Below are 15,552 nucleotides of genomic sequence, written 5' to 3' on the forward strand. Positions count from 1 at the left end.
GCTCTAAAATGCAATGATTACATAAGAGAAGCTACTGATTGCATGTACGACATGAAAGCGGCTGGCTTCGGCGTCACTTGGGACGGCCTTGGGCGAGAAGAGCTTAATCGTAAAAAAGCAGAATGGGTCGCAAAAATGGCTAATCTGGCCTCGACGCTGGAATCGATTAAAAGCTCGATTAACAGCTATGCCAATATTCTTCAACAGAAAGAGCAGGAAGAGGAAGCTCGAAGGCAACGGGAAGCCCAGGAGCGTGCAGCTGCAGATGCGGCCGCTCGGGCGGCGGCGATGGCGAAGCCTCCTCCTCCTAAGGCTCCAGTCCGCAAACCTTAGAAATACGTCTTACCTCAATTGCAGTGCTTGGTTGTGAAGGGGGACGGGCAGTACAGATATGGAGGGTTTAAAGTGGCAGTACGAAAGAGTAAAAAAATAAAAAAAATCGCGCTGTTAACCGGATCGCTGACGGTAATTTTGACATCCGGGGTTTGGTTTGCAAGTTATCGATACTACAATGCCCAACTGATTGAGGAACGGGTAGCCTACGAACGGCAGCTGGCAGAACAGAAGGAAGAGCTGGCGCGGTACATGGATCAATCCCGAGTGGCCTATGTGCTGCTCTCTCCCAAGGCAGCCGGAGAGGAGATCGGTGAAGAGGATATCCGTGAAGAACAAATTCCGGAGTTCTCGACGCCGCTAAATGCGGTGACCGACCCCAGCCTGCTAATCGGCAAATTCCTCAAAATCGCTGCTGAGCCGGGGACAACTCTGACTGCCGCGATGATTAGAGACATGCCTGTTTTAGACGCTTCCGAGAGGAAAGAAGAAACGGAGTATATTAAGCTTCCATTGCGGCTGGCTCAGGACAGCGTCGTTGATATCCGAATCGTATTCCCTAACGGTGAGGATTACATCGTCGTTGGCAAGAAGAAGCTGGAAGATGTCGACATGGCAAACCAGTATACCTTCTTCAATGGTTCGGAAGAGGAAAGCTTGCTGCTTCAGGCAGCGCTCGTAGACGCCTATGTGAACAAGGCGGAGCTCTATATGAAGGAATATGTCGAGCCAGAGCTGCAGCCTGCTCCAATCATTACTTATCTTCCTAACAAAGATGTGTTGAAAGTAATCGATAAGAACCCGCTGATCGTTGATCAGGCTAAGTGGGCGCTTGCCGGCGAGCTTCGCGCAGGTTTGGAAGATCGCCTGAAAAAGTCGGAGGGTGACGGTCAGATTCGCGTGGGAGCAGAGGCTCCCGCGGGAAGCGGCGTATCTCGACGCAAGGCTTCAGGCGGAGCGACTGAGGCTCCTGGGGCTTCGGGCAGCTCCAGCTCGACCGGAGGATCAATTGACTCCTCCAATCAAGCACCCGTCGATTCGACGGCTGATAAGCCGCCTGCCACTCAATCGGAAGCAACTGGCGACTCCGAAGTTCCCGATGACAGCAATTTGTTGGGAGGGGAATGAGGATGACAAGGATTGTTTTAGCGGGAGAATGCGACAAACATGATTTTGTGCTCATGATGGCTTCCCTGCTTCATGCTCATACCGGCAAGGAAGCGTACATCGTGACGGATAAGGAAGAACGTTACCGTTATTTCCAGGAGAACATTCCAGGAGTGACGGTAACGGGGACTGGGCTACCGGAAGATGCTGAAGTAGCCCTTTACGATTGGCATAACCGGCTTCCGGACGATATAGGAGAAGCTAAATTGGTTTTTGCTTCCGATTATAGCCGTGGATCCTTAGAAAATTTGGATCTGCTCATGGATGATCAAGCTCCGGACAAGGTTCTCATCATCGAGGAAGAATGCAACATCGGACTGAGATATATGGAGAAAAGGTACCCAACGGCCTCGCTCATCATCGACTATATGTCCAGCCCGGAACGGAAGATCGAGTGGAGTCATCAAGGGACGATCAGCTACAAAGTAGACAAGGATTTCGCTGCAGCAATCAACGAATGTCTGGTTGATCAAGCCGACGTCCCCCGCGCGGACATCAAGAAATTATGGCAATTTGCCAGGAAGCGGGGGTAAGTCATGCTGATTATTTTTTGGAGTCCTTTCGAGGGGCAGTCCCGCTCAACTACGAACATGGCGGCAGTAGCTTCAACATTGGCGCTGGATTATCACATGAGAATTCTACTGACCCAAAGCAGCGAAAAAAATGGCGATTTAGAGCGCTGGCTCCTAAAGTCAGATAGAGCGGGTGAGCAGCGAGGATTGGATGCTGTTCACAGGTTGTTCAGCTGCGGCATGTTTTCATCCGAAGGGCTTCGGGATCACGCCGAGCCGATACTACGGGAGCGACTGGATCTGCTAGCCTCCAGAAATTTAACGGAGGACCAGATTCAAGAGCTGATGCCGCATATTCTGGAAGGCTATCGCCGTTTTTACGATTTGTTGTTCGTTGACCTGTCGGCCTGCACCGGATCCGAGCTGAGAAGTTATCTGTTGGACAAAGCAGATGTGATCGTCACTAGCGTGAACCAGAACCGACTTTTGCTAGACCGCTACTTCAATGATATCCGCCGCGAGTTGCCGTCAGGAAAGTCGGTTTTATCCTGCATTGGTTCGTATGAGCGCGGCTCCAAGCTGCATAAGGACCGGATTATGAGGCAGTACGGAATTTCCAAAAAAGAAATCGGAGCCGTACCACGCAACGTTCGCCTTATGGACGCTCAAAATGAAGGGCAGCTTATGACTTACCTCATGAGGGCTCGCGAGGCAAAGGGGAAGTTCTTGGAGTTTAGCGAAGAGGCTGAGTTCACTAAATCGCTTCGCCATCTGGGTGGAATGCTCCTTCAGGCATTAGAGCTGTATCCGGCTTCGGATTTGGAGGCAGGAGATGATTAATACCTGGTTGCTGCTCGCTGTATTTCTGATTCTAGCTGTTTTTATATTCGTATGGCTGGGCCGAAAAAAAACAGAGGTAGAGCCGGCCGCTCGGCATCTCAAGTATGATTTCGACGAAATGATCCTGTTCGTTCGCAAAGCGCTTGAGGATATGTTGTCTACTTCTCTCTATGACGGGGGAGTGTCGGCAGAGGAATACAGTCGGCGCAAGGCAAGACGGCGGGAGCTGCAGAAGGCGCTGCGCAGCTGCATGCACGGAGACCTTCCTGCTAAGCGCTACGTGAAGCTGTATATTCGCGACTTGCTCGTTCAAACCTATGGACTTAACGAATCCAACGTTGATAAAGCAATGCCTTTTTCACATCCAACCCGTCTTTCTCCGCAGGATTGTTTTGATATTCTGCTGCATTCGTACCAGAAGAAGCATGGTGCGGATGCATTCAATCATCTGGTCTCGTATTATGGCCTGGACCAACTGACCGAACTGGAAGACGGCACAAAAGGTTATCGGATAACAGCAGCACAAATACGGGATATTTACGTTTCCGAGCTGCCCAGGCTGAATCTGCAGGATAAAATCGAGATCATCGTTCAGCGAGTGTATCAAACCTATAAGGGTCTCGGAGTCATCGATGAGCTTCGTGACCAGAACATCGACGGCATTAACGGCGGAACGAGCGGCATGCCTCCAGACATCGTTCATGCTATGGACCCTAGAAACCTGGCCAACCAGGCACGAACCATGCCTCAGGCTCATAATGCGGTTTGGATCTTTTATCGAGGGAAATCCGTTCAGCTGGAATTTCTCGGCTTCGGCTCTGACCATGAGCTGAAACGGGTATGCCAGAATATTTATGGTTTTGGCAATCCGGGTCAGCTCAATGAATCGCGGGGATACATCATCAACGATATGGCCGACGGCAGCCGCGTAGTTGTTGTCCGCCCGAAGATGGCGGAAAGCTGGGCGTTTTTCGTGCGCAAGTTCAACGACTCGCTAGTCGAGCTCGATCAGCAGATCACCGATGGCAATGCACGGCTGGCAATTGATATGCTGATTTACCTTATTCTTGGTCATCAGATTACGGCGATAACGGGGCGGCAGGGTTCTGGCAAAACGACGCTTCTCAAAGCGCTTATTCGATATATTGATGCCAAAAACATTCGGATTCAGGAATCGGCCTTTGAAATTTGGGCGCGGAAGCTGTACCCGAACAAAAATATTCTTTCCTTCCGGGAAACACCGACAGTCAGCGGTCAGGACGGTTTGGATGTGCAAAAAAAGACGGACGGTGCAGTTAATATCGTCGGAGAAGCTGCTACCCATGAGGTCGTTAGTTATGTCATTCAGGCTGCTCAAGTCGCTTCTGAGTACACGTTGTTCACTCACCACGGCAAGACGCTGCCAAGTCTAATCAATGCGCTTCGCAACAGTCTTGTCGCCTCGGGCGCTTTCTCCAATGAGAAGATGGCCGAGAGCCAAGTCGTAGAAGTGCTCGGCTTCAATGTCAATCTCGTTCTCCGCTCCGGCAAACGGTACATCGAGCGGATCACGGAAATCATTCCAATTAACAGCCAGTACGAATATGCTCGTAGCTACAAAGAGCATGAGAATCTGCCTGATAAGCTGGATGCCTTCATGGACACGATGACGGATTACTTCGGACGGGTTACGGACAAGCGCTCCTATGAATACAGGGACATTCTGGTATGGGAAGACGGCGAATATATAGCCAAACATCCCATAAGCCCGCAGAAATTCGAAGAAATGATGAAACATATGGACGAAGAGGATGCAGAGAGATTCCGGCTGTTCATCCAGGAGCATTGGAGTGATGCCGCATGACGCTGCAAGCAGGTTTAATCGTCCTGATTGTGACACTGCTTGTTCTTCTAGCGGCAAGCATCGTTTTGCTCAAATTCGTCCAGTCCCGTCTTGGAAGCTCCAGCAACCGGGAGAAAAAACGCCTGCTGGATTTGCTTCCTGCGGCGCCGAAGGAAAGAGAATGGCAGGAACAGCTGTTCAGAGCTTATCCGTTGCTGAGCGAGATTCCGCTCGTCAGCTTGATTTTGCGGCGAGTCAGATCCCGTATCTCCTTCCTGCATGCAGGAGAGGAACGGATGATCCGAATTCGCTCGGCGGGTTATACGCTCATCACTTTGGTTGTTGTAGTAGTAATGGGTGTTACCGCTCTGGTGTTTGCTTCCTCCTGGATGAGCCGATTTACAATTTTGCTGGCGGCTTTTTATGTGAGTGGCGTTATAAGCGACCTGTTGATTGGCCGTCTGCAAAAGAAGCTTTTATACGATGAGTCATCCATGATACTGGATATTCGGCATGAGTATCACCAAACGCATATGGTCCAGGTAAGCCTGGAAAATGCGGCCGAAAGATGCAAACCTGCCGTAGCCATACACGCTCGACAAATCGCTTCCATCCTTAGCGCCGTTGACCCGCAGGATGAATTACAACGCTATTACGATATCGCGCCTAATCGATATATGAAACAGTTGGCCGGCGTGAGCTATCGGATCGGGGAGTATGGCGACAACGATGTTCATCGGGGAGAGCGATCCATCTATCTTTCCATGCTGGGCAATATCCGGGAAGAGATTCACTTGGATATAAGCAGAAGGGAGCGGATTGATCGACTGCTTGCTGGCCTTGTGTTTGTTGCAGTTGCGCCGGTTTTCATGCTTGATCCCATCCGGAACTGGTCGGAGAGCATGTTTCCGATCGTATCCGAATACTACAATTCGGCCTGGGGACTGTATTCTCTGCTCACGCTGTACGTTACCTTCATCCTCTGCTTCCTGTCACTGCGGATTATCCGCGGTGTGGAAGATAATTCACAATCTGTGGAGCAGGAGGGCAGATGGTTGAACAGGGTTCTTGAGCGCAAATGGGTGAAAATTATCGCCATGCGAGCTATGCCCCCTGACCATCACCCGGCTTCCTTCAAAACGAAGCAAAGGCTGCGGGATGCGAGCTCTTCTTTATCGCCTGCAGCGTTGGCGCTTCAAAAGCTGCTTATAGCTATAATCGCTTTTACGCTTGTAATCGGAGTGCAGCTATGGATTCATGCCAGCATTAGGGGCAATATTTTGGAGCCGAATGAGGCGATTACAACCGGCGGCAATCAGCCGGAAGCGCAGAAGGAGCTAAGCCGGGAGCGTTACTTGTTCGAACGGAAGCTAATTGGCGAGTTGGTCGAGCAAGGCCTGACCGGCAAGGAGCTGACGGATGCGATTTTGCAGCAAACAGAGGGCAAAGTATTTTTACCCTTTGATATGGATGAAGAGGCTTACTCTGTGCTGCTTGCGCAGCGAGTGATGGACTACAGGTCGGAAACCTATCGCTGGTATGAGCCGCTAATCGCTTTTTTGTTAGCCTTGGGCGCCTATTATATCCCCGATCTGATGCTCCAGCTGCGCACTCAAATGCGGAAATGGGAAATGCAAAACGAGGTGGATGGATTTAACACCTTGTCGATGATGCTGAGCCAGTTCCCATCCATTAGTGTGTATGAAATTATCGAATGGCTTCACCGATACAGCTTTATTTTCCGTAGACCTCTTCTCCGGTGCATGCTGGATTATGAGGCGGGATCCTGGCAGGCGCTGGAACAGCTGAAGGAGGATGCTAGATTTGTGCCTTTGGAGCGGCTTGCGGATCGGCTTCAGGTGGCGGCGGATCTCATTCCTGTGCAGAAAGCCTTTGACGACATGGAGGCCGAACGTGCTTTTGCCATGGAGCAGCGGAGGGAGCATTACGAGAGAGTCATTAGCAGGAAAAGCACGCTGGGCAAACTAGTCGGATTTCTGCCGATTCAGGCGACCTTCACGCTTTATCTGCTGCTGCCTTTTGTGTATATGGCTTTCCAGCAGCTCAATGACTTGAACGTCATAACGAGCAAGATGTGAATGAAGGAGAAAGGTAAGAGCGGATGGAGAATATAGCCAGCTTTCTGAAAATGACCATATCCCTGCTGATTACACTTGCCGTCATTACGGCAGGGCTATTCCTTTGGAATAAAGCTCAAGTCGTGGTCGAACTGACCAACGCGCAAGCGATCAGCCAGGCAAAGGAGCTTAACGAGCAGCAGTACGCCGCATTCGACAATCAGCTTGTTAGCGGCTCTCAAATTTTGACCGCTTACCGCCGTTATGCGGGTCACTCGGAATTTTTTCTGTACGTGAACGCAGGCGTCTCCAAGCAGTTCGGCATGGTCCCCGGCGGTGATAGCAGCAGATGTCGCAACTTCAATTACTGGGGCGGCACACTGGAGGACGGAACTAATTCTAACTGCGGCGTAACGGAAGAGGATATATCTGACGCGGGGGACAGTCGTTACATCCCGCCGCAGTCGAGGTATCGTTCACAGCTTGTGCGCGATGCGAACGACCGTGTTACGGCTGTGTTTTTTGATGCTGAATAAACAAATTTCATTAGGGTGGAGTGTCAGGTCATGGAAAATATTTCGGTAGGCTTGAAATGGGTTATCGGCATTATTGTTACGATTTTAATTATTGCTGCAGGCGTAAGTATTTACCTTCTCATCAACGGTTACTTCAACCGCGCACAGCAACAAACGCTGTCTCAAAATCAGTTGATCAGCCAAGCTGAATTCAGCACTTACGACAATAAGGATGTTTCCGGGCAGGATGTTATTAATGCGGCGACGAGATATAGCGGGCGTCCTCAGTTTTCGGTGTTTATCGCGACTGGAGAAAACGAAAAAGGATTCTTTGCTAAAAATAATTACACTCAATGTTATGCTCCGCCAGATTCTACTAGTCTCCCGGTGGATTTGACAAGCAAGTGTGAAACAGCGAGCACGATGAGCCCGGTAGATGTAGCAACCATGCAGGATCCTACTATTATGCCGACTTTTGTGAACACAACTGCGGTATTTGAATCTAAAATTTACAAGGACAAGAATGGAGAAGTACGGCTTGTTGCGTTTAAATATAAGAAATAAATTATAGATTCCACTTAATTGATGCCTAACAAAGGATAAAAGGTGTAAAGGATGGACACTGCAAGAAGCTTTCTCCTAACTCTCTTTGCCTGGACGCTGTTTGCCACAGGAGGTTTCGTCTTTTTGAGCTACGAAATGAACGTTTCATCGTCCATTGATACGGTCAAAAGCAAATCATCGGCTGCAGCTGAGGCTTTATATTCCCCGCATCCTAATTTGAATGAGCTCAGTGGTGAACAGGTCATCGGCATGGTCCCCGGTGCATTGGCAGGGCAATATGTTCTTTATATTGATGGACATAGATTTGATGAAACTACAGACCCGGAGACGGTTGATTTGAGCAGGGTGCCGGGTCTTGTCTACATTCTTACGGTTAGTGAAGATGGGGGTCTCCCCGAGTTTTCTGCCAATAAGTCTACATAGAAAGGGGGGACGGCCTTGGCGGATGCATTCAAAGGAATCATAGTAACCGTGCTGCTCGTATTCGCCTTCGCCGTATATCCCGCTTATCGACAAGCGGAGCAGGCGGAGTCGAATATTCGACAGCAAGCTACGGCTGCCGCAGTTGAATTCGTAGACCGGATTCGCTCCAAAGGGTATGTGGACCCGTCAGACTACCATTTACTCACGAGCGCCTTAGATTCAACGGGTCTCCTCTATCAGGTGCAAATGGAGTATTACAAGAAGGTTTTGGAGCCAATTTATACGGATCCGAACAATTTCTCTACCTTTCAGGGCAGCTTCAGCGTTCGTTACGATGGTTACTTCACCGCTGAAATTCTTAATGCCCTTTATCCGGCTGGGAACCCACCGGTTCCAGAGGATGCAGCCTCCCGACGCTTTCGGATGCGGGCAGGCGATATGTTTACCCTCCGTCTTACCTCCAAGGAAACTACGATGGCTGGCAGGATGAAAAGTCTAATTTTCCGGGAACAGTCGGCTCCTATAGCTATTAAGTACGGAGGGATGGTTCGAAGTGAAGCCCCTTAACGTGCTGCTAGTATTTCTCGTGCTGGCCATTCCTCTCGTTATCATGAATGACGCGAAGCGGGACAACGCCTCTAACCAACAAGTCATGCAAAAGCAATATAGCGAGGAATTCCAATCCGCGGTAGACGATGCCGGCAGCTATTTGGCCCGTCTGGAGCTGCAGCAGACAGCATCGGCTGTGCACTATCAGCGTGAGAAGCAGCTGGAAGCGGAGCTTGAGGTATGGAATGTTTTTTATATGAATCTAGCTATTAAATATGGTCTCGAACAAAATCCAACGGCGATTGAAAACTTAAAGCTTCATATGCCGGCGCAAATCTTGTTCGGTTATGACGGGTATCATCTGATTACTTTATCAGACAAAGCGGATGATTCGAGCCAGGCTGAGCTTTCGCCTTTCATTTGGCCGAAAAAGCCATATTGGACAACGCTAACGAATGGAAATCTGATTTATTTTACGCTGGATGATCAAGCAACTGTATACGATCGGCAGAGTAATCGTTTTCTTGAAGGCAGTTATGACGAGCTGGCAGGCAAAACCGATCTTAGACCTTTGACTTCCATTGAGCTTTTCCGTGAAGTAAAACAAAGCTCGATTTTGTCGTCAGCGGAGGCGGACTTGGCAGCTGCGATTAATCGGCATATGGGGCTGGTCAAGCGGATGGGATTGGCGTTGTCCTTCACTCTCCCGAGAGATCTTGGCGGACAAGCGATTCAGGACGTAAGTGTACTGGCGTTCATCCAAGGTTATCCGCTGCCGGGTGGAGATACGTTGGAAGCTTTTTCGCTGGGAAGCGGTTCGGTCGTCCGGCAAAGCGGACTGACAGGCATGCTACTTGCATCCGGCAAAAAGATGGCCTATGGAAACACTTGTATGCCGACAAGTGGGGCGTCCGTTATCGAAAGTTTGTTTGATGAGGAAGAAGCTGCTCGCAAGGGCTACTTTGTTGATGATTGCGGGCCTGCGAATTAATAATTGCAGCCGCTATAACCAGGGAGGAAGAGAACTATGAAAAAATGGATGGCGGGATTACTAACCGCCGCAATAGCCGTAGGAGGAAGCGTGGCAGGAGGAGTGTATCCTACGGCCGCAGCGGGTTCCACAGCGCCGGCAACCTTCAAGGATATTAAGGGACACTGGGCGGAGAATAGCATTAAGGAAGCGGTAGAAAAAGGATTGACCGGCGGTTATCCCGACGGGACTTACAAGCCGAATGCAACGATCACACGAGGTGAATTCGCAGTACTGCTCGGAAGAGCGACTAAGCTTCAGTCAGCTCCTGATGCAACTGCGGCTGTAGATTTTATTACGGAGAAGGGGCATTGGACTGAGAGCGGCGTGAAAAAGCTGGCCGATCTCGGCTTAATTGCAGGAGCAGATTATGGGAAGGGTTTTAAGTCCACTGAGCCAATTACGCGTTATGAGATGATGAAGTGGATGGCGATGGGGCTCATGCAATCGAGCGAAAGCTTCAAGACGGCATACGAAGAAACGACAAAAACATTGCTGCCAACACCTGAGCATACTCGTGGCGAAATCGGGGCGGCTCAAGTTCCGTACATCGCTCTTATCCGCGGGACTGCTGTAATGAGCGGGTTCAAGTATGGAGAAATGAAGCCCAAGCAGACAACAACGAGGGCGGAGGTTGCGACTATCCTGCTCCGTTATCTTCAGACCGAGGGAAAGGACGCCGCAACGTTCCCGGTGTTGAACGAGCTGCGGGAAGTTGGAATGACAGGAACGAACATGATGACAGCGACAAAATACCGCCCGCTGAAAAACACGTTGCCAATCTCTGCGGCAATCGGTAAAAAGATGATAACGCCAATCCATAAATTTGAAATTACTATGCATAGTTATATATTCGTAGAATACAAGAACCTCAAGCCGATAGGAACTTATGCGGGGGTATTTTCCGAAGAATTTACCCCTCATACATCAGGGGGGGCGAGTTATTATTATGTATATCCTGAGGCTACGATGAAGTCTAACAAAAGCAAAGAATCCTATGATACAAATACACTTATAAATGAATTTAACCGAGTTGGTAATAATTTTCTTGCCGCAGCCAAGTACCCAAAAGAAATCGTAGATAGAAGTGGGTTATACGCCGCGGGTTCGACGAACGGAGGGACAGAGAATCTTCCTGATAAAGGTGAAACCAAACGAATGTGGTTTAAAGCGAGGATTTATTCAGGCTCTATTATAATTAGGCTTGGAGAAGAACCTGGAGAAAAAGTGTGGGTCACTACGGAAAGATGGTAATTTAATGAGATTTAATATTTTTCACAATCTCAAAGAATTATGTATCGCATTTTTGATCGTTTGCTTGATAACGAATACCTTATTTCCTTTTCTCCATACATCCGAAATTCATGCGGCGGCTGAAGAAAATATTCCTAAGTCTATGAAGAATCCTACACCAATTGAGGTAACCTCAGATAAGAGAACTGCGAATCCCGGTGTTTATTGGTACCAGCTGGATAATGGGGATTTCCGGGCAGAATTTTCAGGTAGATTCGTAGATAGCGAGAGCACGGGGGGGATATGTGCAAATCAGTTCCCTAAGCTAAAAGAAGTAAGAGACCAGGTAGATTTCTCGAAATGGCCAGCATTAGAATGGACGCATAATGGAAATGATGTTTATGAGGTTGAAGACCCTAAAATCAAGGAAGTTAAATATATCCGTAATGCCAATAGTTACGTTCCCGGAGAATCGGTAGAACCAGACATACCTGAGCAGGGCTACATTGTTTCTATTGTGACTTTGACTGGTTATCCTAAAACCCCTACCTATGGTGGTGACTGGGATCCAGACAAAAGATGCAAAAAAAGTAACGTTCGATACGACACTCCAATGGACGTCTACTGGAAAGGCAAGATTTACGAAGAAAAGGAAATCGATGTTACCCCTGATTCAATACTTTCTGTTGGCGAAAACGAACAGATGTCAGCAATGGTGTTCACTAAGGATTATGGTATGAAGGAGTGGAATAAAAAAGGTGGCATAGATGTAGCGGGGAGAGTTGGAGAAACCAAATGGACCAGTGCGGATCAGACCGTAGTGACGATCACATCCGCAGGAGTTGTCACAGCCATAAAGCCTGGAAAAACCTTCGTACGCGCAATTTGGAAAAAAGGGGCTTACCTTATAACCGATACGGCGGAAATTACGGTGAGCGGTGAACCAGGGTTAACGGTAAAAGGTTATAAATTTTGTCTAGACCAGAGCAGAAATCCGGTTCAGTTAAAAGCTTACTTAACCAAAGAGGATGGAAAGACTCATGAGCTTACAGCTCATCCGAAGCTGACTTGGACCAGCTCTAATCCTTCTATAATAAGGGTGGACAACTCAGGAAAAATCACGCCGGTCGGAACCCCAGGTTCGGCAACTATAACGGCTCGTTTCAAGGATGCTTCCCAGCAGCTGGATGAGAGCGGAACTTCCACCGTGACCGCCGAAAACTGCGGCCCTTCCCCCGGGATCGGGGAATGCAAAGCAGTCATTGATCCTCCTTCTCCGGGATCACAGATGGTCTCGTCTTCCCTATCGCCAGACGCTTCCGGCATGTTGAGATCGGATGTTAGAGGAGCAGAAACATTCCGGGTGGAGGATGGAATTCCAAGCTCGGAAAGTCTTTTTGCCAATGTGTTCGGGCTGAGCTATCTTTATGCGCATGAATGGGTGCAGATGACGGGAGAAGTCACGTATACCGTTCCGGTCAAAAAAACGTTTATGGTCAAACCGCCGCCCCCACCACCGCCTCCCGAAGGTGAGGAAGGTGGAGAAACGGAGCCGCCCCCTCTGCCTCAGCCGAATCCGATTACCATTCTCGTTGAAGTCAAGCGCTCTTATTCCTACTGGCAGATCGATCAGTTGGAAGCGTACGGCTTGGAGGACGCTCAGGTACAGAATTATGCGTTGAGTGGGTACGGAGGAACTGTCACACTGCAGCCGCAAGGGTATTATCCTCCAGAGCTAACGGTAGACCATTCGACTGAGGTCGAATCGCATGTCAAACCTCAACCCTGTGAGGCTGTAGACCTGGGAGAAGAAGAAGTCGACAAAATGCCAAGTCAAGGAGAAATGGAAGCAGAGTTTAAACCGGAGGCGGAAAAGGCTACTAAGCCGCCGCTGGTCAACAATGATCAGGTCGTTTGGAATGGTCAGACGGTGATGGACAACTCCGAACAAGAGGAGACTTCTCCTACACCGGGCTTAATTCCCTCTCCTTCCATGATGGGGCAGGATGTTCTGTATCAGTCGGGGCTTATCATTGAACCGACGCTGGCTAATTCATTCAGAGAGCCATCAAGCGGAACGATTCGATACAGAATGGTGCCGGGAAGTTTAGACGGTCAATCGGAAATGAGCTTTCCTATTGCTGGGTTGAACGACATCACGGTCCATACACCAGTTGTCAACGATTCCGCAGTGCCGGATGACAATCGTCCATTTGATCAACGCATGGTCCCGGATTGGAGCCGCCCGGTGATTATTTTGGACAGGCCATTTACACTGAATTTTGATGAAACGGCGCAGCATCGGCCCATTCAGGGATATGGATATAGGGATTATGCAGCTTATACGAAAGAAAAGCGGGTGCGTTTTCCGTTTGGCGTATTCCAGAACGAGGTGTATTACCCGGCCGACACCTGGATCCAGATTCCTGTGGGAACACCGTCTATTGAATTCAAAATGCCGACATGGGTGGATGAGGGGGATTATGTCATCCGCACAGAGTCATGGGCGATCAATTCTTCGGGAATCGAGTCTTGCGAGCCGAATCAGAATGCAAATCTGGCCAACTACTGCGCCTCACAGGAAATCCCGGTCGGAGTCGTGGGGAGGTTATTCCAATTCCGTGTTTGGGATATCGGAGATTTTCGGTATGAAAAGGTATTTCGTACGGCTGCAGGTTCCACCGAGCATACGGACTGGATGTATTATGCCGGAGGACGTGACGAGAACGGCCAGCCGACAGCTCTAGAGGGTAAGCCGCAACAGCTGCTGCCGATTCGTCCGGGATCGGTTCCAGGTGAGGCGGCAACTGTCCCCCACAGCGGGTATGCGTTCCTGTTCGATTTTCGCACCATTGGAAACGTGTGGGATAAAGGGGAAGGAATTCGAATCGAGCCAACGTTCTGGTTCGTACCTCGCACGGGCGGCGAACCCCGGCAAGTCGATCTTTATTACGATGCTTCGGGCAACGGCAGCAAAATGATCGGTGTTGGTTCTGCAAGGGATAAAATGACCTATACCCGCACCTATCAATTGGCTGATCCGATGCGGAATATCCCTGACGATGAGCTGAAATCTACGGCAAATTACGAGTATAACTTCATTTGGGACGGTTCACAGCGCCAGGAGAAGCCTTGGCCTAAGTTCTACACGGAGTATGTAAAGCGCAAGACGAAAATCGGCTATGGATACGGCTCAGAGATATTGGGATATAAAGGACGGACGCTTATCGGGCCGACTCAAATTCCGCAGAGGGTCAATCCGACCGAGGCTCTCCGGAGTGTGCAGCATTGGTATGGAGAATATCATATCCCGTCTGCTCCTTATATTTTGCCGAAGGGCACTGGTATAGAGAGATTGGCTGCCCGATACGGGGGCATCTTGGATGGTGACGAGACGGAGTTCCTCAAAGGGGGATATATTCTCGTGAATTTTGGCTTGTACACACTTCGAAATTCTGATGTTGAAACAAAGGTGCTGGGGTATAAAGCTCCTATTGCAAATATGTGGTCAATTGAAGGGCAGCTGACATCAGCAAGCGACCTATGGAGCAATTCCTTCTCGTTCCGTTCTGGGGATGTCATTTTTTATGAATCTGATTTTTCCGTCAGGAATGATTATGAAGGTAGAGGTAGAAAAGAATAAAATAGTGATATTACATTAATTTTAATTATTACTAATCATTTATAATTAAATTACCGATAGTATAATAAGGAATAAATTACATTGTTTATGAGGAGTGTTTTTCATGGCAGAGGTAAAATTGAATTATGAAGGACTTGTAACAAAAGCTAAAGCAATTCGGAAACAAAGGGAAGAATTTGATGCTTTGTTGAAGCGAATCATGCAAACAATCGGTGGAGTGAAGGAAGTTTGGTCAGATAAAGCAGCAGATGACTTTATCTCTAAAGTTCAGCAATCCCAAAAGGAGTTTCAGAAGTTCAGTGAGGCATTGGATGGACTAGAAAAACATATGACCAATGTATCGGCGAAATACGCCGAGTTATCGACGAGCGTAATTAGTGCTCAGAAGTTCTAGTCATTAGTTTAGTGGGACTGCTTTAAGTCGAAATGACTTAAGGGGTCCCTTTTTAAATGGAAGAACAAGATCCTGAATCATATTGAGGTGATTCTATTGTCTGGCGCAAATGTGAAAATGGATCTGGCGGATGTGGAGCGCCTCCGCCAACGCTTTACCGCTATCGGTCAGGACGCGATGCGCCTGATGCAGCAAGTGAACGGTGCCGCATGGGAATGGGAACAGATTCCCACTGTGCGAGAAGCTGGGCGTGCGGTAAGAGTGGCGAAAGAGCTTACCGCAGAAGCAGAGGAACTGGCCGATTTTGCTCGGCGCATGATGCGCGGTGTCGAGCGGCTGGAAAATGAGAATCGGCTCAAGATGAACTTGACCTTTACGGTGGGGAAAACGTGGAATCCCTTCGGGTTTGGCGCTTACAAGCAACCGATCATTGGATATGGCCAGGTTAG

The 15,552-nt window shown here is 49.0% G+C and carries 15 protein-coding genes; all 15 read left to right on the plus strand.

What is annotated here, in order from left to right; translation table 11 throughout:
* Positions 1-42 precede the first annotated feature (42 nt).
* Positions 43-333 carry a hypothetical protein gene (locus CGZ75_RS02035; RefSeq protein WP_089522637.1) on the plus strand — a complete coding sequence of 97 codons (291 nt, stop codon included), beginning with the start codon at positions 43-45 and terminating at the stop codon, positions 331-333.
* 72 nt (positions 334-405) lie between these two features.
* The gene (locus tag CGZ75_RS02040; RefSeq protein ID WP_089522638.1) at positions 406-1,461 is read left to right on the plus strand and encodes an SAF domain-containing protein; all 1,056 of its coding nucleotides are present in this window, start codon (positions 406-408) and stop codon (positions 1,459-1,461) included.
* Positions 1,462-1,463: 2 nt separating this feature from the next.
* Positions 1,464-2,033 (plus strand): hypothetical protein, encoded by a 570-nt coding sequence (locus tag CGZ75_RS02045; RefSeq protein WP_089522639.1) that lies wholly within the window; start codon positions 1,464-1,466, stop codon positions 2,031-2,033.
* Positions 2,034-2,036: 3 nt separating this feature from the next.
* Positions 2,037-2,852, plus strand: coding sequence for a hypothetical protein (locus CGZ75_RS02050; protein ID WP_089522640.1), 816 nt, complete (start codon positions 2,037-2,039; stop codon positions 2,850-2,852).
* Entirely contained in the window at positions 2,845-4,695 is a 1,851-nt protein-coding gene (locus tag CGZ75_RS02055) for an ATPase, T2SS/T4P/T4SS family (RefSeq protein ID WP_089522641.1), read from the plus strand. The genes CGZ75_RS02050 and CGZ75_RS02055 overlap by 8 nt, the downstream gene beginning before the upstream one ends.
* On the plus strand, positions 4,692-6,773 hold the full coding sequence (locus tag CGZ75_RS02060; protein WP_089522642.1) for a hypothetical protein: 2,082 nt from the start codon (positions 4,692-4,694) through the stop codon (positions 6,771-6,773). The genes CGZ75_RS02055 and CGZ75_RS02060 overlap by 4 nt, the downstream gene beginning before the upstream one ends.
* Before the next feature lie 23 nt (positions 6,774-6,796).
* Complete coding sequence (locus tag CGZ75_RS02065) at positions 6,797-7,288, plus strand: hypothetical protein (RefSeq protein ID WP_089522643.1); 492 nt, start codon at positions 6,797-6,799, stop codon at positions 7,286-7,288.
* Between the two features lie 30 nt (positions 7,289-7,318).
* Positions 7,319-7,831, plus strand: coding sequence for a hypothetical protein (locus CGZ75_RS02070; RefSeq protein WP_089522644.1), 513 nt, complete (start codon positions 7,319-7,321; stop codon positions 7,829-7,831).
* A gap of 123 nt (positions 7,832-7,954) precedes the next feature.
* Positions 7,955-8,254 (plus strand): hypothetical protein, encoded by a 300-nt coding sequence (locus CGZ75_RS02075; protein ID WP_089522645.1) that lies wholly within the window; start codon positions 7,955-7,957, stop codon positions 8,252-8,254.
* A 15-nt stretch (positions 8,255-8,269) separates the two neighbouring features.
* Entirely contained in the window at positions 8,270-8,821 is a 552-nt protein-coding gene (locus CGZ75_RS02080) for a hypothetical protein (protein ID WP_089522646.1), read from the plus strand.
* Positions 8,808-9,794: a hypothetical protein gene (locus CGZ75_RS02085; RefSeq protein ID WP_089522647.1), complete on the plus strand. Its 987-nt coding sequence runs from the start codon at positions 8,808-8,810 to the stop codon at positions 9,792-9,794. The genes CGZ75_RS02080 and CGZ75_RS02085 overlap by 14 nt, the downstream gene beginning before the upstream one ends.
* 36 nt (positions 9,795-9,830) lie before the next feature.
* Positions 9,831-11,087, plus strand: coding sequence for an S-layer homology domain-containing protein (locus tag CGZ75_RS02090; RefSeq protein WP_089522648.1), 1,257 nt, complete (start codon positions 9,831-9,833; stop codon positions 11,085-11,087).
* A 4-nt stretch (positions 11,088-11,091) separates the two neighbouring features.
* A complete protein-coding gene (locus CGZ75_RS02095) occupies positions 11,092-14,709 on the plus strand; it encodes a DUF5704 domain-containing protein (protein WP_089522649.1) in 3,618 nt (1,205 codons plus the stop codon).
* Positions 14,710-14,812: 103 nt separating this feature from the next.
* Positions 14,813-15,103 carry a WXG100 family type VII secretion target gene (locus CGZ75_RS02100; protein WP_089522650.1) on the plus strand — a complete coding sequence of 97 codons (291 nt, stop codon included), beginning with the start codon at positions 14,813-14,815 and terminating at the stop codon, positions 15,101-15,103.
* Positions 15,104-15,199: 96 nt separating this feature from the next.
* A partial coding sequence (locus tag CGZ75_RS24980) for a hypothetical protein (protein WP_176444644.1) occupies positions 15,200-15,552 on the plus strand: 353 nt, incomplete at its 3' end.

This window comes from Paenibacillus herberti (assembly GCF_002233675.1).
GTDB lineage: Bacteria > Bacillota > Bacilli > Paenibacillales > Paenibacillaceae > Paenibacillus_O > Paenibacillus_O herberti.